This is a genomic window from Rhodococcus sp. OAS809, assembly GCF_040546695.1.
Classification (GTDB): Bacteria; Actinomycetota; Actinomycetes; order Mycobacteriales; family Mycobacteriaceae; genus Rhodococcus_F; species Rhodococcus_F qingshengii.
This window is the reverse complement of sequence record NZ_JBEPOI010000002.1, coordinates 3,809,804-3,825,842: the sequence shown is the minus strand read 5'-3', so window position 1 is coordinate 3,825,842 and position 16,039 is coordinate 3,809,804. Positions and strand designations below refer to the sequence as shown.

General features: G+C 63.1%; 13 protein-coding genes. 11 read left to right on the top strand and 2 right to left on the bottom strand.

Annotated elements, in window-relative coordinates:
- Nucleotides 1-57 precede the first annotated feature (57 nt).
- A complete protein-coding gene (locus tag ABIE52_RS20900) occupies nucleotides 58-1,551 on the bottom strand; it encodes a PucR family transcriptional regulator (RefSeq protein ID WP_003943944.1) in 1,494 nt (497 codons plus the stop codon).
- A gap of 171 nt (nucleotides 1,552-1,722) precedes the next feature.
- On the opposite strand from ABIE52_RS20900, the gene ABIE52_RS20895 reads away from it, so the two are divergent.
- From ABIE52_RS20895 to ABIE52_RS20875, 5 genes are all read left to right on the top strand, one after another.
- Nucleotides 1,723-3,132 (top strand): amino acid permease, encoded by a 1,410-nt coding sequence (locus ABIE52_RS20895; protein ID WP_064442963.1) that lies wholly within the window; start codon nucleotides 1,723-1,725, stop codon nucleotides 3,130-3,132.
- A 90-nt stretch (nucleotides 3,133-3,222) separates the two neighbouring features.
- The gene (locus ABIE52_RS20890) at nucleotides 3,223-4,404 is read left to right on the top strand and encodes a thiolase family protein (protein WP_007731825.1); all 1,182 of its coding nucleotides are present in this window, start codon (nucleotides 3,223-3,225) and stop codon (nucleotides 4,402-4,404) included.
- A 2-nt stretch (nucleotides 4,405-4,406) separates the two neighbouring features.
- A complete protein-coding gene (locus ABIE52_RS20885; protein ID WP_007731824.1) occupies nucleotides 4,407-5,558 on the top strand; it encodes an acyl-CoA dehydrogenase family protein in 1,152 nt (383 codons plus the stop codon).
- Between the two features lie 110 nt (nucleotides 5,559-5,668).
- Complete coding sequence (locus ABIE52_RS20880) at nucleotides 5,669-6,592, top strand: MBL fold metallo-hydrolase (RefSeq protein WP_192712863.1); 924 nt, start codon at nucleotides 5,669-5,671, stop codon at nucleotides 6,590-6,592.
- A gap of 9 nt (nucleotides 6,593-6,601) precedes the next feature.
- Complete coding sequence (locus ABIE52_RS20875; RefSeq protein WP_021342452.1) at nucleotides 6,602-7,072, top strand: MarR family winged helix-turn-helix transcriptional regulator; 471 nt, start codon at nucleotides 6,602-6,604, stop codon at nucleotides 7,070-7,072.
- On the opposite strand, the gene ABIE52_RS20870 is transcribed toward ABIE52_RS20875, so the two are convergent.
- On the bottom strand, nucleotides 7,038-7,958 hold the full coding sequence (locus ABIE52_RS20870) for a VOC family protein (RefSeq protein ID WP_051649533.1): 921 nt from the start codon (nucleotides 7,956-7,958) through the stop codon (nucleotides 7,038-7,040). The two genes, ABIE52_RS20875 and ABIE52_RS20870, sit on opposite strands and share 35 nt — an antisense overlap.
- A 205-nt stretch (nucleotides 7,959-8,163) precedes the next feature.
- On the opposite strand from ABIE52_RS20870, the gene glf reads away from it, so the two are divergent.
- The 6 genes from glf (at nucleotide 8,164) to ABIE52_RS20840 (ending at nucleotide 15,943) form a co-directional block, all read left to right on the top strand.
- Nucleotides 8,164-9,378: a UDP-galactopyranose mutase gene (gene glf / locus ABIE52_RS20865; RefSeq protein ID WP_007731822.1), complete on the top strand. Its 1,215-nt coding sequence runs from the start codon at nucleotides 8,164-8,166 to the stop codon at nucleotides 9,376-9,378.
- Nucleotides 9,375-11,288, top strand: coding sequence for a glycosyltransferase (locus ABIE52_RS20860; protein WP_007731821.1), 1,914 nt, complete (start codon nucleotides 9,375-9,377; stop codon nucleotides 11,286-11,288). Before glf ends, ABIE52_RS20860 begins: the two co-directional genes overlap by 4 nt.
- On the top strand, nucleotides 11,269-11,802 hold the full coding sequence (locus ABIE52_RS20855) for a phosphatase PAP2 family protein (RefSeq protein ID WP_003943893.1): 534 nt from the start codon (nucleotides 11,269-11,271) through the stop codon (nucleotides 11,800-11,802). The genes ABIE52_RS20860 and ABIE52_RS20855 overlap by 20 nt, the downstream gene beginning before the upstream one ends.
- A complete protein-coding gene (locus tag ABIE52_RS20850) occupies nucleotides 11,799-12,704 on the top strand; it encodes a decaprenyl-phosphate phosphoribosyltransferase (RefSeq protein WP_003943808.1) in 906 nt (301 codons plus the stop codon). Before ABIE52_RS20855 ends, ABIE52_RS20850 begins: the two co-directional genes overlap by 4 nt.
- Nucleotides 12,682-14,601 (top strand): arabinofuranosyltransferase AftB family protein, encoded by a 1,920-nt coding sequence (locus tag ABIE52_RS20845; protein ID WP_042921227.1) that lies wholly within the window; start codon nucleotides 12,682-12,684, stop codon nucleotides 14,599-14,601. Before ABIE52_RS20850 ends, ABIE52_RS20845 begins: the two co-directional genes overlap by 23 nt.
- 331 nt (nucleotides 14,602-14,932) lie before the next feature.
- Nucleotides 14,933-15,943, top strand: a complete 1,011-nt coding sequence (locus tag ABIE52_RS20840; protein ID WP_007731818.1) for an alpha/beta hydrolase — start codon at nucleotides 14,933-14,935, stop codon at nucleotides 15,941-15,943.
- Nucleotides 15,944-16,039 lie beyond the last annotated feature (96 nt).

Sequence of the window (16,039 nt, the reverse complement as noted above, 5' to 3'; positions counted from 1 at the left end):
TCTCTGCCGTAACCCGGCGGAGGCCCTTCAGGTCGTTCAGGGTTCGTTGGTTGTCGGTCAGATGGTCGGGGCGTCGCCGAGCAGGCGGTACTCGAGCCACAACTCCGCACGTTCCGTGGGGGAGCCGAGGTCGAGCTGGAGAAGGCTCTCGATCCGAGCGAGTCTGCTGCGCAACGTATGCCGATGAATATTCAGCGCTGTGGCTGCGGCGTCGCCCACCCCGTTGTGTGCCAACCACATGGCCAAGGTCCGGTAGAGATCGCTACCGCCCTTCGCTTCCAGAAGCGGGCGCAAGTGTGCCGCCGCGAATGCCGTCGAGCGATCCTGGTCGAGAAATGCGGACAATCCGCTCTCCGAGAGTTCGGCGAACCGCATCGAAGGCAGGTTGCGGGCACCCGCCTCGGCTGCTGCTTGCGCGGCTTGGCGTCTGGCGCGCGAGAGATCGTCCCACCACAGCATGTCCGACACGCCGACGGTGACGTCGATTTCGTTGACACGGGCGAGGATTCGCCCGCTGTCGGTAGCCGAGACGACGGCAATCAGTGCACCGTCGGTGATGCCGAACGCCAGATCGCGGCTGAGACCATCGAGCAGTGAGACGGACACGCTCTCGAGCAGGCCACTCGGGCCCGCTACGTGGAAGACCTGGAAAGGCTCGACCGGAAATCCTCCCCACAGTTCCCCGGAGATGTTGCGGGCGAGCGCATTCTGTCCCTCGAACAGCTGATGCATCGCAACGGTACGAAGGTGGTTCATCGTCAGCTGTGCGTCTCGGGTTCGAGCCGTCATCAACGTGAGCAGAGACGCGGCTGCGATGACGATGCCCTGATTCAGTGAACCGACGGCGCCGGGGCAGCCGGCGACGAGGTACCCCATCAGCTTTCCCCTCGACGTCAGCAGAGGATGGGAGATGACGTCCTCGTTCTCACTCGTGAGGAAACTGACTTCCATCGGGCGGGCGTCGCGCTCGGGGGCAGTTCGCTCGATTCCTGCGGCCGCGGCGGTGTGTGAGATCTCGACGGTATGTCCGGCCGAGTCCAGCAGAGCCGCCCATCCGCCGATCAATTCCGCCACCCGTCGTACGACTGCCCGGGTGCCGTTGACCGTCACCGCAGCTTGAAGCAGTCGCCGCAGGCTCTGGTAATTGCTGCGCAGCGCTTTCATGTCGTCGTCGGATTGCGCCTTCGACACCGCTTTGGTCAGGGCGATGAAAGGTGTTCGCAATGGGACGTCGAGAAGGGGCACACTGAAACGGGTGGCCGCATCCACCAGAGTCTGTGGCGCCTGCTCGTATCCGAGGCCGGTTCCGAAACCGATTCCGGCAATTCCGGCCGCCACCAGGGTCCGTACGAATCGGGTCGTTTCCGCGGCCGTCGTCGGTAGTGACACCCCGGTGATGAGTAGTAGTTCACCGCCGTCGAGGAAGGGCGTCGGGTCGGGAAGTTCGGAGACATGTGCCCAGGTCAGGGTGCGATCGAGCTGGTCGTGCCCAGCCAGGACGCGAAGGCCGAACTGTTCGGTCGCACAAAGCTGGCGGAGCGTGATGGGCATGAGTCCAGTCTGACACCTCGAACTCGCCACTTTGTAGTGCCTGCGGTCACGTTTGTACAAAGTGGAGCCTGACGCGAGCTTGCCGAAGGTCCGACACTGGCGCTATCGAAAATGCGCTCCGGATAGAGCGCCACCGAGATCCATGTCCCGAACAGCCCACAAGGAGTACTGATGTCCAGTACAGACCAGCCGGCACTTCAGCACACGCTGAAGAAGCGGCATCTGTCGATGATTGCGATCGCAGGCGTCATCGGCGCCGGACTGTTCGTCGGCTCCGGTGTGGCGATCCAGGAGACGGGACCCGGTGTCCTGATTTCCTACGCGCTTGCCGGCGTCGTCGTCATCCTCGTGATGCGCATGCTCGGTGAGATGTCGGCAGCGTCGCCGGAAACCGGCTCGTTCTCCTCGTACGCCGACAAGGCCATCGGCCGCTGGGCGGGCTTCTCGATCGGCTGGCTGTACGCCTGGTTCTGGATCATCGTGCTCGGCATCGAGGCCACCGCCGGTGCCCTCATCATGAATCGCTGGGTTCCGGGGGTTCCCCAGTGGACCTGGGCATTGATTCTGATGATCGTGCTGACGCTGACCAACATCATCTCGGTCAAGTCGTTCGGCGAGTTCGAGTTCTGGTTCGCCTCCATCAAGGTCGTCGCCATCATCGCGTTCCTCGGCATGGGCATCGTGGCGATCTGCGGATGGATGCCCGGCGTCGAAGCACCCGGAATGACAAACCTGACCGGTCACGGCGGCTTCCTGCCGAACGGAACAGGAGCGATGCTCGCCGCAGTCCTTGTGGTCGTGTTCTCGTTCTTCGGGGCCGAAATCGCCACGATCGCCGCCGGTGAATCGGCCAACCCGCTCGAAGCTGTTCGCGCAGCCGTCAAATCCGTCGTCTGGCGAATTCTCATCTTCTACATCGGCTCGATCGCGGTGGTCGTCACTCTGCTTCCCTGGGACAGCGCGTCGGTTGCACTCAGCCCGTACGTCGCCGTCATGGACTCCTACGGCATTCCGGCCGCGGGCAACATCATGGACGTCGTCGTCCTCACGTCGGTTCTGTCCTGCCTCAACTCGGGTCTCTACACCGCGAGCCGCATGATCTTCTCCCTCGCCGGCCGCGGCGACGCCCCCAAGTCGCTCTCACGTATCGAGAAGACCGGCGTCCCGATGCGCGCTGTCCTGGTCTCGACGATCGTCGGCTTCCTCACCGTCGGCATGAACTACCTCTCCCCGGACAAGGTCTTCCTGTTCCTGGTCAACTCCTCCGGTGCGATCGCGCTGTTCGTCTGGCTGGTCATCTCGGTGTCCCAGCTGCGCACCCGCCGCAAGCTCGAAGCTTCGGGCCAGGAGCTGGAACTCAAGATGTGGTTCTTCCCGTACCTGACCTACGCCACGATCGCCGCCATCATCGCGCTCTGCATCGGAATGCTCACCCTGGACTCGACGCGCAGCCAGATGATCGTGTCCCTGGGACTTGCAGCGATCCTCGTGGGTATCGGGCTCTACCGCTACCGGAACCACAAAGACACCGACGCCGACGCCGAGGTCGTGCCCGTCGCCGAGAGCGCTCCCACACCCTGACACCAACGTCCCCATCTGCGAGATACTTCGATGTCCTAGTATCGGCCACGGACAGAGAAATCGACGTGAGCACAGCAGATGGGGACAATCATGACCACACCCGAACCGATCGTCATCGTCGACGGGGCCAGGACCCCCGTCGGTAGCTTCGGCGGCGTCTTCAAGGACGTACCCGCACACGAGCTGGGCGCCGCAGCAGCCAAGGCCGCGCTGAGCCGCGCCGGCGTTGCGCCCGAAGACATCGACGAGGTCGTCATGGGCTGCATCGGCCAGGTCGGCCCGGACGCCTACAACGCACGCCGCGTCGGCATCGCCGCCGGACTGCCCGAGAACGTCCCCGCCTACACCGTCAACCGCCTCTGTGGCAGCGGTCTGCAGGCTGTGTGGTCTGCGGCGATGCAGATGCGATGGGGCGCAGCTGCCATCACGCTCGCCGGCGGTGACGAGAGCATGTCTCGCATGCCCTTCTACGACTTCGCCGCCCGCTCGGGCTACAAGCTCGGCGATCGCAGCCTCGTCGACGGCACCGTCGCGATGCTCACCGACCCGTTCAGCAAGGCTCACATGGGCCGCACTGCCGAAGCCGTCGCCCGTAAGTACGGCGTCAGTCGCGAGCAGCAGGACGAGTTCGCCGTCGAATCTCAGCGCCGCGCCGCTACCGACGCAGCGAAGGCGGCATTCGCCGAGGAAATCACTCCCGTCGAGACCGGTGGTCGGCGCTCCGTCACCGTCACCGAGGACGAGCATCCCAAGCCCGGAACCACCGTCGAAACCCTCGCCAAGCTGCGCCCCGCATTCGAAGAGGGCGGATCCGTCACCGCCGGTAACGCGTCGGGGATCAACGACGGCGCCGGCGCACTCGTCCTCGCGACGGGCACCGAGGCAGCCAAGCGCGGTCTCACCGGACTGGTCACGCTCGAAACCGTCACGACGGCAGCCATGGAGCCCGGTCTGATGGGCTACGCTCCCGTGCTCGCTCTCGAAAAGCTCTTTGCACAAACAGGATTGAAGCCGTCCGACATCGGCACCGCCGAGGTCAACGAGGCGTTCGCTTCGCAGGCCATCGCCGTCATCCGTGACAGTGGCCTGGATCCGGAGAAGACCAACCCGTACGGCGGAGCGATCGCCCTCGGACACCCGGTCGGCGCCACCGGAGCCATCCTGACCCTGCGTGCCGCGCGCGACATGGTTCGCCGCGACCTCGAATTCGGCATCGTCACCATGTGCATCGGCGGCGGTCAGGCACTCGCTGCCCTGCTGAAGCGGGTCTGATCATGGCGACCAAGCGCAAGCCGTCGTGGCACGACGACGAGATCACCGCAGTAGCCGAACTGGCCCGTGGTTTCTTCGATCGTGAACTGATCGCCAAGCGTGAGCAGTGGGACGCTCAGCATCGCGTCGACCGGTCCGTGTGGCTCGAAGCCGGCAAGCTCGGCCTGCTGTGCTGCTCGATTCCCGAGGAATACGGCGGGGGCGGTGGAACTTTCGCGCACGATCTCGCTGTCTTCGAGGCGCAGGGCTACTGCGGTGACTATGCGCTCGGTAACTCCGTGCACAGTGGCATCGTCGCCCACTACGTGCTCGAGTACGGAAGCGAAGAGCAGAAGAAGGCCTGGCTGCCAGGTATGGCGACGGGCGAAATCCTCGGCGCCATCGGAATGACCGAGCCAGGAACAGGTTCCGACCTCAAGGCAATCACCACGTCCGCGATCCGTGACGGTGACCACTACGTCGTGAACGGGTCGAAGACCTTCATCACCAATGGTGGCAGCGCAGACATGATCGTGCTTGCCGTCAAGACCGACCCCAAGGCGGGCGCCAAGGGTGTCTCGCTCCTGATCGTGGATCTTCGTGACTGCGAAGGCTTTGCGGTCGGCCGCGTGCTCGACAAGGTCGGTCAGCACGGCGCCGATACGTCGGAGCTGTCCTTCACCGACGTTCGCGTTCCCGTCTCGAACCTCCTCGGTGAGTCCGAGGGGCTCGGCTTCGGTCAGTTGATGGCGCAGCTGGTGCAGGAACGCCTCATCATCGGCGCGCAGGCCATCGGCACCATCGAGCGTGCAGTCGAGGAGACCGTTGCATACACCAAGGCGCGTCAAGCGTTCGGGCACAGCCTCTTCGAGTTCCAGAACACCGCCTTCGAGCTGGCCGAGTGCCAGACGATCGCACGCACCTGCCGTGTCTTCCTCGACAACTGCATCGAGGATCACCTCAACGGCGAGCTGGACGGCGCAGACGCCGCGATGGTCAAGTACTGGCTCACCGAGCAGCAATGCGCCGTCGTCGACCGGTGCGTGCAGCTCTACGGCGGATACGGCTACATGCGTGAATACCCGATCGCGCGCATGTACGAGGACTCCCGCGTCCAGAAGATCTACGCCGGCGCCAACGAAGTGATGAAGGGCATCATCGCGAAGAGTCTTTGATCACCGGCGTCGAAAACCATTGACACCGACCAGGCACCCACCGAGCATTTCGGTGGGTGCCTTTGTGTGTGCCCACAAGCGGTATCGAGCTGTTCGGAAGGCAAACACTGATGAGCTTCACCATCGACGTCGGGTCGGCACGCGTCACCCAACTGACAGAGCTGGCGCACTGGCCGTTTCCGCCGCGAGAGCTCTTTCCCCAGGCGAGTGAGGCGGAGATAGAGGAAGCGTCGGCGCGGCTGACACCGGAGTTCTTCGACGCGGGTAGCGGTGACCTTCTACTTGCCATCCACACCTACCTGGTGGAAATCGGCGGCAAGGCCATCGTGGTCGACACCGGCAACGGCAACAGCAAGCACCGGCCGAACCTCTTGCCGCATCACATGTTCGGCACCGACTACCTCTCACGCTTCGCAGCCACCGGTGTGTCCGTCGACGACGTCGATCTGGTGGTCAGCACACATCTGCACCCCGACCACTGTGGCTGGAACACCGCCCTCGACGCCGAAACCTGGCGGCCTACCTTCCCCCGCGCGACCTACATTTTCGATCGCACCGAACTGGCCGCGCTCCAACAACTCGCCGCCGACGGTCCACACGAAGGAGTGGTCTCGGATCTGGCGCAGACCTTCGAGGACAGCGTCCGTCCCGTTCTGGACGGGGCGAAGTGGGAGGCGGTCGACGACGGTCACGTCCTGGTCGAGTCCGAAGGCACACGCGTCGTCGTTCGCAGCGCGCCCGGCCACACGCCGGGCCATATCGTGATCGAGATCCGCACTGCCGACGGCGGCGCCGTCATCGCCGGCGATGTGGTCCACCATCCGATCCAGTTTCTGTACCCGGACCTCAGTCAGGGCGGCGACGCGGATCCCGAGATCGCCAGGGTCACCCGCCGCGAACTTCTCGAACGCTGCGCGTCGGAGGGACTGCTTCTACTTCCCGCGCACTTTCCGGTCGACGAACCGATCACGGTTCGGTTGAACGAGGACGATCGCCCGATGGCACCTTCGATATATGTTGCGAGGCCTGCATAGAATGGGCCAATGCCTGCGACCGAATCGACGCCATCGCTCTCCGGCAGGCCGCTTTCGAGTCGGATCGGATACGGCTTGGTCAAAGCCGCACTCCGCGTGAGGCAGTCGTACGCGGAGGCTTTGTCTCGCGTCGGACTGCTGCCCAATCATCACGCCATTCTCAGCACACTCGATGAACTCGGCCCATGCCATCAAAAGGAGCTTGCTTCCCGAGTGGTGGTCGACCCCGGTGACATCGTTGCCTATCTCGACAGTCTGCAGGAATCGGGATACGTTGTGCGCGAACGCGATCAATCTGATCGGCGTAGGCAGGTCGTATCGATCACGGACTCCGGAGTAGCGAAGTTGATCGAGGGCGATGCGGCCCTCGACGCCGTCGAGCAAGAGGTCTTCGAGTCGTTGACCGATCAGGAACGTGAGACATTGACGGTCGTATCCGCCAAGCTCACGGGGCCGACGGCGCGGCCGTCAGAGGCCTGATGATTCCGGGTACTCTTTTGCTCGTCTCGGCTGGACGCTTGTGGCCCCAGTAACTCGGTTGGTTGTAAGTTCTTGCCACCCAACTCAGATCGTCGACGGTGAGACCACCGAACCCGTACTCGATCTGCAGACCGGACGGGCTGCCGATGTAGATCGACGTCATCAGGTCATTGGTGTGGCGCCCCAGCGTTTGCATGACCTCGGTGTCGTGGCTGTCGAGAAGATCGATCAGGCGTCCGAGATCGTCCATGCATTCGACTTCGAGCATGAGGTGGTTGAAGCCGACGTGGCCGGGATATTCGGCCAGCGCAAGTGAATGATGACGCCCGTTGACGTGATAGAAGCGCACGGTGAATTGGTCGTTGGTGATCCGGTCCGATAGTCGGAAACCCAGCACATCCACGTAAAACTTGTTGGCTTCCTCGATATTCGGTACCTGTAAAACGATGTGGCCCAGGCCTTGATCTCCGGTCACGAATCCGCCGCGCATGACACGACCCGGTGTGAACGACAGTGGCGTCGATGCCTTTCCCCACGAAATCTCGTGTCGAGTTCCCCATGGGTCGGTGAACCACACGAGTTCGGCGACTTGCCGCTCGGCGAGCAGGTCGGGATTGCCGTCGTGCAGCATGATGCCGCTCCGGTCGAGGTGCGCGGCAAACGAGTGAAGATCGGATTCATTGGCCATTGCCCAACCGGCGTACAGGAATTCGTCTACCTTGCCGGGGTGGACGGCAATTCGATAGTTGACGTCGTCTACTGCGAGCCGGATTGCGCCATCCGGCCCGTCTGGTGACAGTTTCGCGCCCAGAAGTCCGGTTCCGTACTTTCTCCAGTCCTGAGCCCTGGGTGACGCGACTCCGATATACGACAGTTCCTGGATCACGATGATCTCCCTCGAATGCACTTGATGGTTGCTGTTCCCAAAATATAAGCAGTGTGACCAATGATTGGCAAGACAATCGTTGGTTTTGCCAAGCAATTTCTGAGTGGCAGCCGCCAGTGATGCTGAAATCAGGAAACGGGGGCCATAGTCCCTGGTGACGCATCCAACCCTCGGCTTCCGAACAGGTCCGATACCCTGGTTCATCGTGACCGCTGCAAATTCAGAGACCGCCCGTGCCCAGTACGACCTGATCGTCGTCGGTTCGGGATTCTTCGGGCTGACCATCGCCGAGCGTGCCGCTACCCAACTGGGTAAGCGCGTGCTGGTGTTGGATCGCCGTCACCACCTGGGGGGAAACGCATACTCGGAGGCAGAGCCGGAGACCGGCATCGAGGTCCACAAGTACGGTGCCCACCTGTTCCACACCTCCAACAAGAAGGTCTGGGACTACGTCACCCAGTTCACTGAGTTCACGAACTACCAGCACCGCGTCTTCGCGCTGCACAAGGGGCAGGCGTATCAGTTCCCGATGGGACTCGGTCTCGTGTCGCAGTTCTTCGGTCGGTACTTCACTCCCGAAGAAGCACGCGCCCTCATCGCCGAACAGTCCAGCGAGATCGATTCGAAGGACGCCTCCAACCTCGAAGAGAAGGCGATCTCCCTGATCGGGCGCCCGCTCTACGAAGCGTTCGTGCGTGACTACACAGCTAAGCAGTGGCAGACCGACCCCACCGAGTTGCCCGCCGCGAACATCAGCCGCCTGCCGGTCCGCTACAACTTCGACAACCGCTACTTCAACGACACGTACGAGGGCCTGCCCGTCGACGGCTACACGGCGTGGCTCGAGAACATGGCGAAGGATCCGAAGATCGAGGTCCGCCTCGACACCGATTACTTCGACGTCCGCGACGAACTGCGCACCGCCAGCCCCGACGCCCCTGTCATCTACACGGGCCCGCTCGACCGCTACTTCGACTACTCCGAAGGTGCACTGGGATGGCGCACCCTCGATTTCGAGACCGAGGTTCTGCCCACCGGAGACTTCCAGGGCACCCCGGTCATGAACTACAACGACGCCGACGTGCCGTTCACCCGTATCCACGAGTTCCGTCACTTCCATCCGGAGCGCGAGTACCCGACCGACAAGACCGTCATCATGCGTGAGTTCTCACGTGCCGCGGAGGCGAAGGACGAGCCGTACTACCCGATCAACACTCCAGAGGATCGCGAGAAGCTCTCCGCGTACCGCTCACGCGCCAAGAAGGAGACCGCGGAGAACAAGGTCCTCTTCGGTGGGCGTCTCGGCACCTACCAGTACCTGGACATGCACATGGCGATCGCCAGCGCGCTGACGATGTTCGAGAACACCCTGCGCCCGCATCTCGAAACGGGTGCGGAATTGGCAGGGGAGAGCGAATGAACGCACGTCATCTACTCGAAGGCGAAGATGCCGTCAGCGGCGACGAGGTGACCTACCTCGGCAAGTCCCTGCTTCAGCGGATCATCCTGCCCCGCGCCGGTGAGCCGCTCGACGTCCGCACGTTGTACTTGGAAGAGTCCTGGTCCAACAGTCGGCGGGCGCACTCGACCTCGCGCACGTCGGTAGCGCTCGGCGCCGAGACCGAGGTCTCGTTCGCCACGTACTTCAACGCGTTCCCTGCCAGCTACTGGCGTCGATGGTCCATCCTGAAATCGGTGGTCCTTCGTCTCGAGCTGTCCGGCCACGGCCGCGTCGACATCTACCGTTCCAAGGCGGATTCCTCGCGAATTCACGTGGAAGGCAAGGAATTTGCCGACGGCGATGCCGCGGTCGAGTTCGAGGTGGAACTGGCGCCGTTCGAGGACGGTGGCTGGATCTGGTTCGACATCACCACCGATACGGCAGTGGTCGTCGAGAGCGGCGGCTGGTACGCGCCCGTCGAGGCTCCCGGCGAAGCGACTGTCGCCGTTGGTATTCCGACGTTCAACCGTCCGACCGACGCGGTCAAGGCGCTTGCTGCACTGGCTTCGGATCCGCTGGTGTCGGACGTGATCAAGGCCGTCATCATGCCGGATCAGGGCACCCGCAAGGTGCGTGACGAACCCGGATTCGCCGAAGCTGCTGCAGCGCTCGGTGATCGGCTCGCCATTCACGATCAGGGCAACCTCGGCGGCTCGGGCGGATACAGCCGAATCATGTACGAGGCACTCAAGACGACGCAGTGCCAGCACATCCTGTTCATGGACGACGACATCGAGATCGAACCGGACTCGATTCTGCGTGCGCTTTCGTTCTCGCGTTTCGCGAAGTCGCCGATGCTGGTGGGTGGGCAGATGCTCAACCTGCAGGAACGAAGCCACCTCCACGTGATGGGTGAAGTGGTCGACCGCGGCATCTTCATGTGGACCGCGGCACCGAACGTCGAATACGACCACGATTTCTCGAAGAAGCCGCTGCGCGAATCGAAACTCCTGCACCGCCGCATCGACGTCGACTTCAACGGCTGGTGGATGTGCATGATCCCGCGCCAGGTCGCCGAAGAAATCAAGCAGCCACTACCGCTCTTCATCAAGTGGGACGACTGCGAATACGGTTTGCGCGCAAAGAAAGCCGGATACCCGACCGTCACGCTGCCCGGTGCCGCGATCTGGCACATGGCGTGGAGCGACAAGGACGACGCCATCGACTGGCAGGCGTACTTCCACCTCCGTAACCGTCTGGTGGTGGCCGCGCTCCACATGCCGGGCAACGGCCGTGGCCTCGTGGTCAACACGGTGAAGGCAACGCTCAAGCACCTGCTGTGCCTCGAGTACTCCACCGTCGCGATCCAGAACAAGGCCATCGCGGACTTCCTCGCCGGACCCGAGCACGTCGCGAACATGCTGCCGACGGCACTCGGTGAGGTCCACGCCCAGCGCAAGGAATTCTCCGACGCCGTCGTACTGCCGTCGTCGACTGCGTTGCCGCTGCCCTCCGGTGCGGATGTCGGAGACGTGAGCCTGCCGCTGTCGACCGTCGCGAAGATCACCCGGGTCCTCAGGGCCGGAGTGCACAACGTGAAGCCGGCCAAGCCGGAACACCTCGAGCGCCCTCAGCTCAATGTTCCGACCATCGACGCCCGTTGGTTCCTGCTCTCGCAGGTCGACGGCGTCACCGTCACCACGGCCGACGGTCGCGGCGTCGTCTACCGCAAGCGAAACCCGAAACTCGCGCTCGAACTGCTCAAGGAAGCAACACGGTTGCGCCGCGAACTCGCCGCCCGTTTCCCCGAGCTCAAGAAGCAGTACCAGGACGCCGTTCCTTCACTGACCAGCACGGAAAGGTGGGAACGTGTCTTCGGCATCTCCTGAAGTACAGATTCTGGCCGGGATTCAGTCGACCGTCGGGCAGCTGCCGGGAGCCGTCAAGGTCGCCCGCGGTATGTCTCACTTCGGTGAGCACTCCCTCGGGTGGATCGCGATCGCTGCCGTCGGTGCTGCTGTGGACAAGCCGCGTCGACGGGAATGGGCCGGAGCAGCCGTCGGAGCATTCGGTGCACACGCCGCCTCCGTGGTTATCAAACGAGTGGTCAGGCGCAAGCGACCTTCCGATCCTTCGGTGCAGGTCAACGTCTCGACACCGAGCAAGCTCAGCTTCCCGTCATCACACGCGACGTCGACGACGGCGGCGGCTGTGCTGATCGGTCGGCTCACCGGGCTACCCTTACCGGCGTTGCTGGTGCCCCCGATGATGCTCTCGCGTCTGGTCCTGGGAGTTCACTACCCGACCGACGTACTCGCCGGAGCGGCACTGGGAGCCGCATCCGCGGCGGTAGTTCGCCGGGTCGAAGAAGCCAGAGCCGAACAGAAATGTGGAGATAAATGAGCGAGGAACCGGCTACGGTCAGCGGACCCCCGAAGTCCCTGCCCGCCGGCATCGTCAAGGCGCTTCGCCCACGTCAGTGGGTCAAGAACGTCCTTGTGCTGGCAGCGCCCATCGCGGCCGGAACCGCCACCGAAGCCGACGTGCTGTTGCCCGTCGCGCTGGCGTTCGTCGTGTTCTGTATGGCGGCATCAGGCATCTATCTCGTCAACGACGCGATGGATGTCGAAGCCGACCGTGCTCACCCCACGAAGCGATTCCGTCCCATCGCGGCCGGCGTTCTACCCGTCAACATCGCCTACGGCATGGCAGTCGTGCTGCTTGCCGGTGCGATCGGGCTGTCCTTCCTGGCCAACTGGCAACTCGCCGTGGTCATGGGCGTGTACATCGTCATCCAGCTCGCCTACTGCTTCGGTCTCAAGCATCAGGCCGTCATCGACATCTGCATCGTCTCGTCCGGCTTCCTGCTTCGAGCGATCGCCGGTGGCGTTGCCGCCGAGATCGATCTCTCGCAGTGGTTCCTGCTGATGATGGCGTTCGGCTCACTCTTCATGGCGGCAGGCAAGCGCTACGCCGAACTGCAGTTGGCCGAGAAGACCGGCGCCAAGATCCGTAAGTCCCTCGAGAGCTACACGATGACGTACCTGCGTTTCGTGTGGACGATGGCAGCGACGACGCTGGTCCTCTGCTACGGACTGTGGGCGTTCCAACAGGATGCCATCAAGGGCACCAACTGGTACGCCATCTCGATGGTGCCGTTCACCATCGCGGTGCTGCGATACGCGGTGGACGTCGACGGCGGCGAAGCCGGAGAGCCTGAGGAGATCGCGCTCGGTGACCGGGTGCTGCAACTCCTCGCGATTGCGTGGATCGGAGTAGTGGGTGTCGCTGTCTACCTCGTCTGAGCCACGCACCGAGGCCGACCCGCACGTCGACACTGCGGCGAATCGCACCACCCTCAGTCGAGGAGTTTTTCTCGGCGGGGTGGTGCTTGCTGCTGCCCTCATGTTCTGGGGTGCGTGGGAGCGTCGCTGGATCGCCGACGACGGACTCATCGTCTTGCGAACCGTCCGCAACCTGCTCGCGGGGAACGGCCCGGTCTTCAACGCGGGTGAGCGTGTCGAGGCGAACACGAGTACCGCGTGGACGTACATCGTCTACGCGTTCAGTTGGCTCACGCAGATCCGTCTCGAATACGTTGTTCTGACGATCGCGCTCGTACTCTCGACTGCTGCCGTCGTGTTGGCGATGCTCGGCACCGGTCGTCTGTACCGCGGCGTTCGGCCGTCGGCGGGCGGAACGATCCTGCTGGTACCGGCAGGTGTTCTCGTCTACATCGCGGTTCCGCCTGCGCGAGATTTCGCCACTTCCGGGCTCGAGACATGCTTGGTGATCTTCTGGATCGCGCTCCTGTGGGTACTGCTCGTTCGGTGGGCGCAGGCGTCGACGCCGTCCACGGCGTCGATCCTGACTCTCTCGTTCGTGGCCGGACTCGGACCACTGGTTCGACCCGAGATGGCGATTCCCGGTGCTGCCGCGTTGATGATGATCGTTCTCTCCGCAGGCCTGACCTGGAAGATTCGCACACTGATCGTCGTCGTCGCCGGACTTGTCCCGGTGGGCTATCAGATCTGGCGAATGGGCTACTACGCCTTGCCGTACCCGAACACCGCGGTTTCGAAGGACGCCGGTGGCGCGAAGTGGGCGCAGGGTTTTGCTTACCTGTGGAACCTGGTCGGGCCGTACCTGCTCTGGTTGCCGTTGCTGTTCCTGCTCATCGGTGCGCTGCTGCTCGTGTGGCGAAGCCGAGCGGACACACCTACCGCCACCGCAGATCAACCCGCACGCCCGCTGTGGCAGCGCTTTCAGCAGTTTCTGCGCACGCCGCGGGCGATTGTCACCTTCATTCTCGGCAGTGGGCTGATCCTCGGGATCTACTCTCTGCGCGTCGGCGGCGACTTCATGCACGGCCGCGTCCTGTTGCCGGTGCTGTTCTGCCTGCTCATCCCGGTGGCGGTCATTCCGTTGCGGGTGCCGGCGCGGGCAGCGTTCGGAAGTAATCGCGACACCGCGATCTTCGGAGTCTCGGCGGTGCTGTGGATCGGCACGATCATCTGGGCCTTCTTCGCCGCGAACACGACGGGTATGCCCGAAGGATCCGTGGTGGGTCGCTCGGGAATCGTCGACGAGCGAGCGTTCTACGCACTCAACACCGGTCACAAGCATCCGATCCTGGCCGAGGACTACCTCGACTATCCGCGAATGCGTGCCATGGTCGAGACCATCGCGCGGACTCCGGAGGGTGGGCTGCTGCTGCCGTCCGCGAGCTACGACTCCTGGTTCGTCGTCCCACCACCCGGACCGATCGAAGAGCCGGCCGAGCACGTCGTCTTCTTCCTCAACCTCGGAATGACGAGCATGAACGTCGGCCTCGACGTTCGGGTGCTCGATCAGATGGGGCTGGCGTACCCCCTGGCAGCTCACACCGAGCGACTCGAGGACGGCCGGATCGGGCACGACAAGAATCTCTATCCGGACTGGGTGGTCGCGGACACGGGAATGATCGACGTTCGACCGTGGCTGCCGTTCTTCCTCGACGAAGACTGGGTTGCGGACGCAAAGCTGGCCATCACCTGCCCGGAAACTCAGGAGCTACTCACGTCGTACCGCTCCGAGCTGACCTGGGCCAGATTCAAACAGAACTTCCAGCAGGCATTCGACTTCGCGAAGTACCGATTCGACCGGGTTCCGGCCTACGAATTGGAACGCTGCGGTCTCGTTCCACCGGAGTCACCCAGGTGATGTGATCAGCATCACCGACTGTTGAGGGTTTGAATATTTCGATTCAGTAACACCGAATTGATTGGCCACGATGTACTCGAAGACGATTCACCTAACCTGAATCACCCCCGAGGGGTGATGACGGTGTTGCTCGCGGATTGGGACGTAACGGTCCACCTATTTGTCACAGCTGAACCTGTGACATAAAGTCCAGCGAGCGCAGTGTGACTTGGAAGAGGTCCGCTGCCGACCCGAACTCGTTCGGGCTGGCAGAAAAGCCTGTTCCCCGACGGAATCCGCCGGAACCACTCCACCGAGTGGGTTCCGCAGACGAAGAGAGAGAGCAGTATCCATGCGTTTTGCCAGAAAGAGGCTGACCCAGCGCCTCAAGCACCGAGCGTTGGCCATCGGTGCCGCAGCACTTGTGCTCCCCCTTGCTGCAGGAGTTGCCGGTAGTGCTGTCGCCTCTGCTGCGCCTGCGCACACTGCTCCCAGCCACACCGCCCCCTCCGGCGGATACGACGAGCTGTGGGTGCCCTCCTCGATGGGCAACATCAAGGTCCAGGTCCAGTGGGCCGCTCGCGGCGGAAACGCTGCCCTTTACCTCCTCGACGGCCTGCGTGCGCGTAACGACGCCAACGCGTGGAGCTTCGAGACCAATGCGATGGACCAGTACCGCAACGACAACATCACCCTCGTGATGCCCGTCGGCGGCGAGTCCAGCTTCTACAGCGACTGGTATGCACCGTCGAACTTCAACGGCCAGCAGATCACGTACAAGTGGGAAACCTTCCTCACCGAAGAACTCCCCAACTTCCTCGCGAACTACGGCGTCTCGCCCACCAACAACGCGGTCCTCGGCCTCTCGATGGGTGGCAGCGCTGCTCTGACGCTGGCTGCTTACCACCGTGACCAGTTCAAGTTCGCCGGCTCGCTGTCGGGCTACCTGAACATCTCGGCTCCGGGCATGCGCGAGGCAATCCGCGTCGCAATGCTCGATGCCGGTCGCTTCAACGTCGACTCCATGTGGGGACCGCCGTGGAGCCCGTCCTGGCTGCGCAACGACCCGTTCGTCTTCGCACCGCGTCTGCAGGGCCTGTCGATGTACATCTCGTCGGCAAGCGGCCTGCCCGGTGAATACGACCACCCGCGCGCACCGATCGACTACTACAACACGGCTAACGGCATGGGCCTCGAGGCTCTCGCCCTGGTCAACACTCGTGCATTCCAGATCCGCATGAACTCGCTGGGTATCCCGGCCACCTACAGCTTCCCGTCCAACGGCACGCACTCGTGGCCGTACTGGTCGGCAGAGCTGTGGAAGGCTCGCGGCCAGATCCTCGACACCATGAACGCTTGGTGATCGTGCGCGATCCCGTGACCTAGTCACTTCACCAGTGCCGTTCCGGACTCCTCGAAGGAGAACCGGGACGGCACTTGTGTATTCAGGTGCTGCACA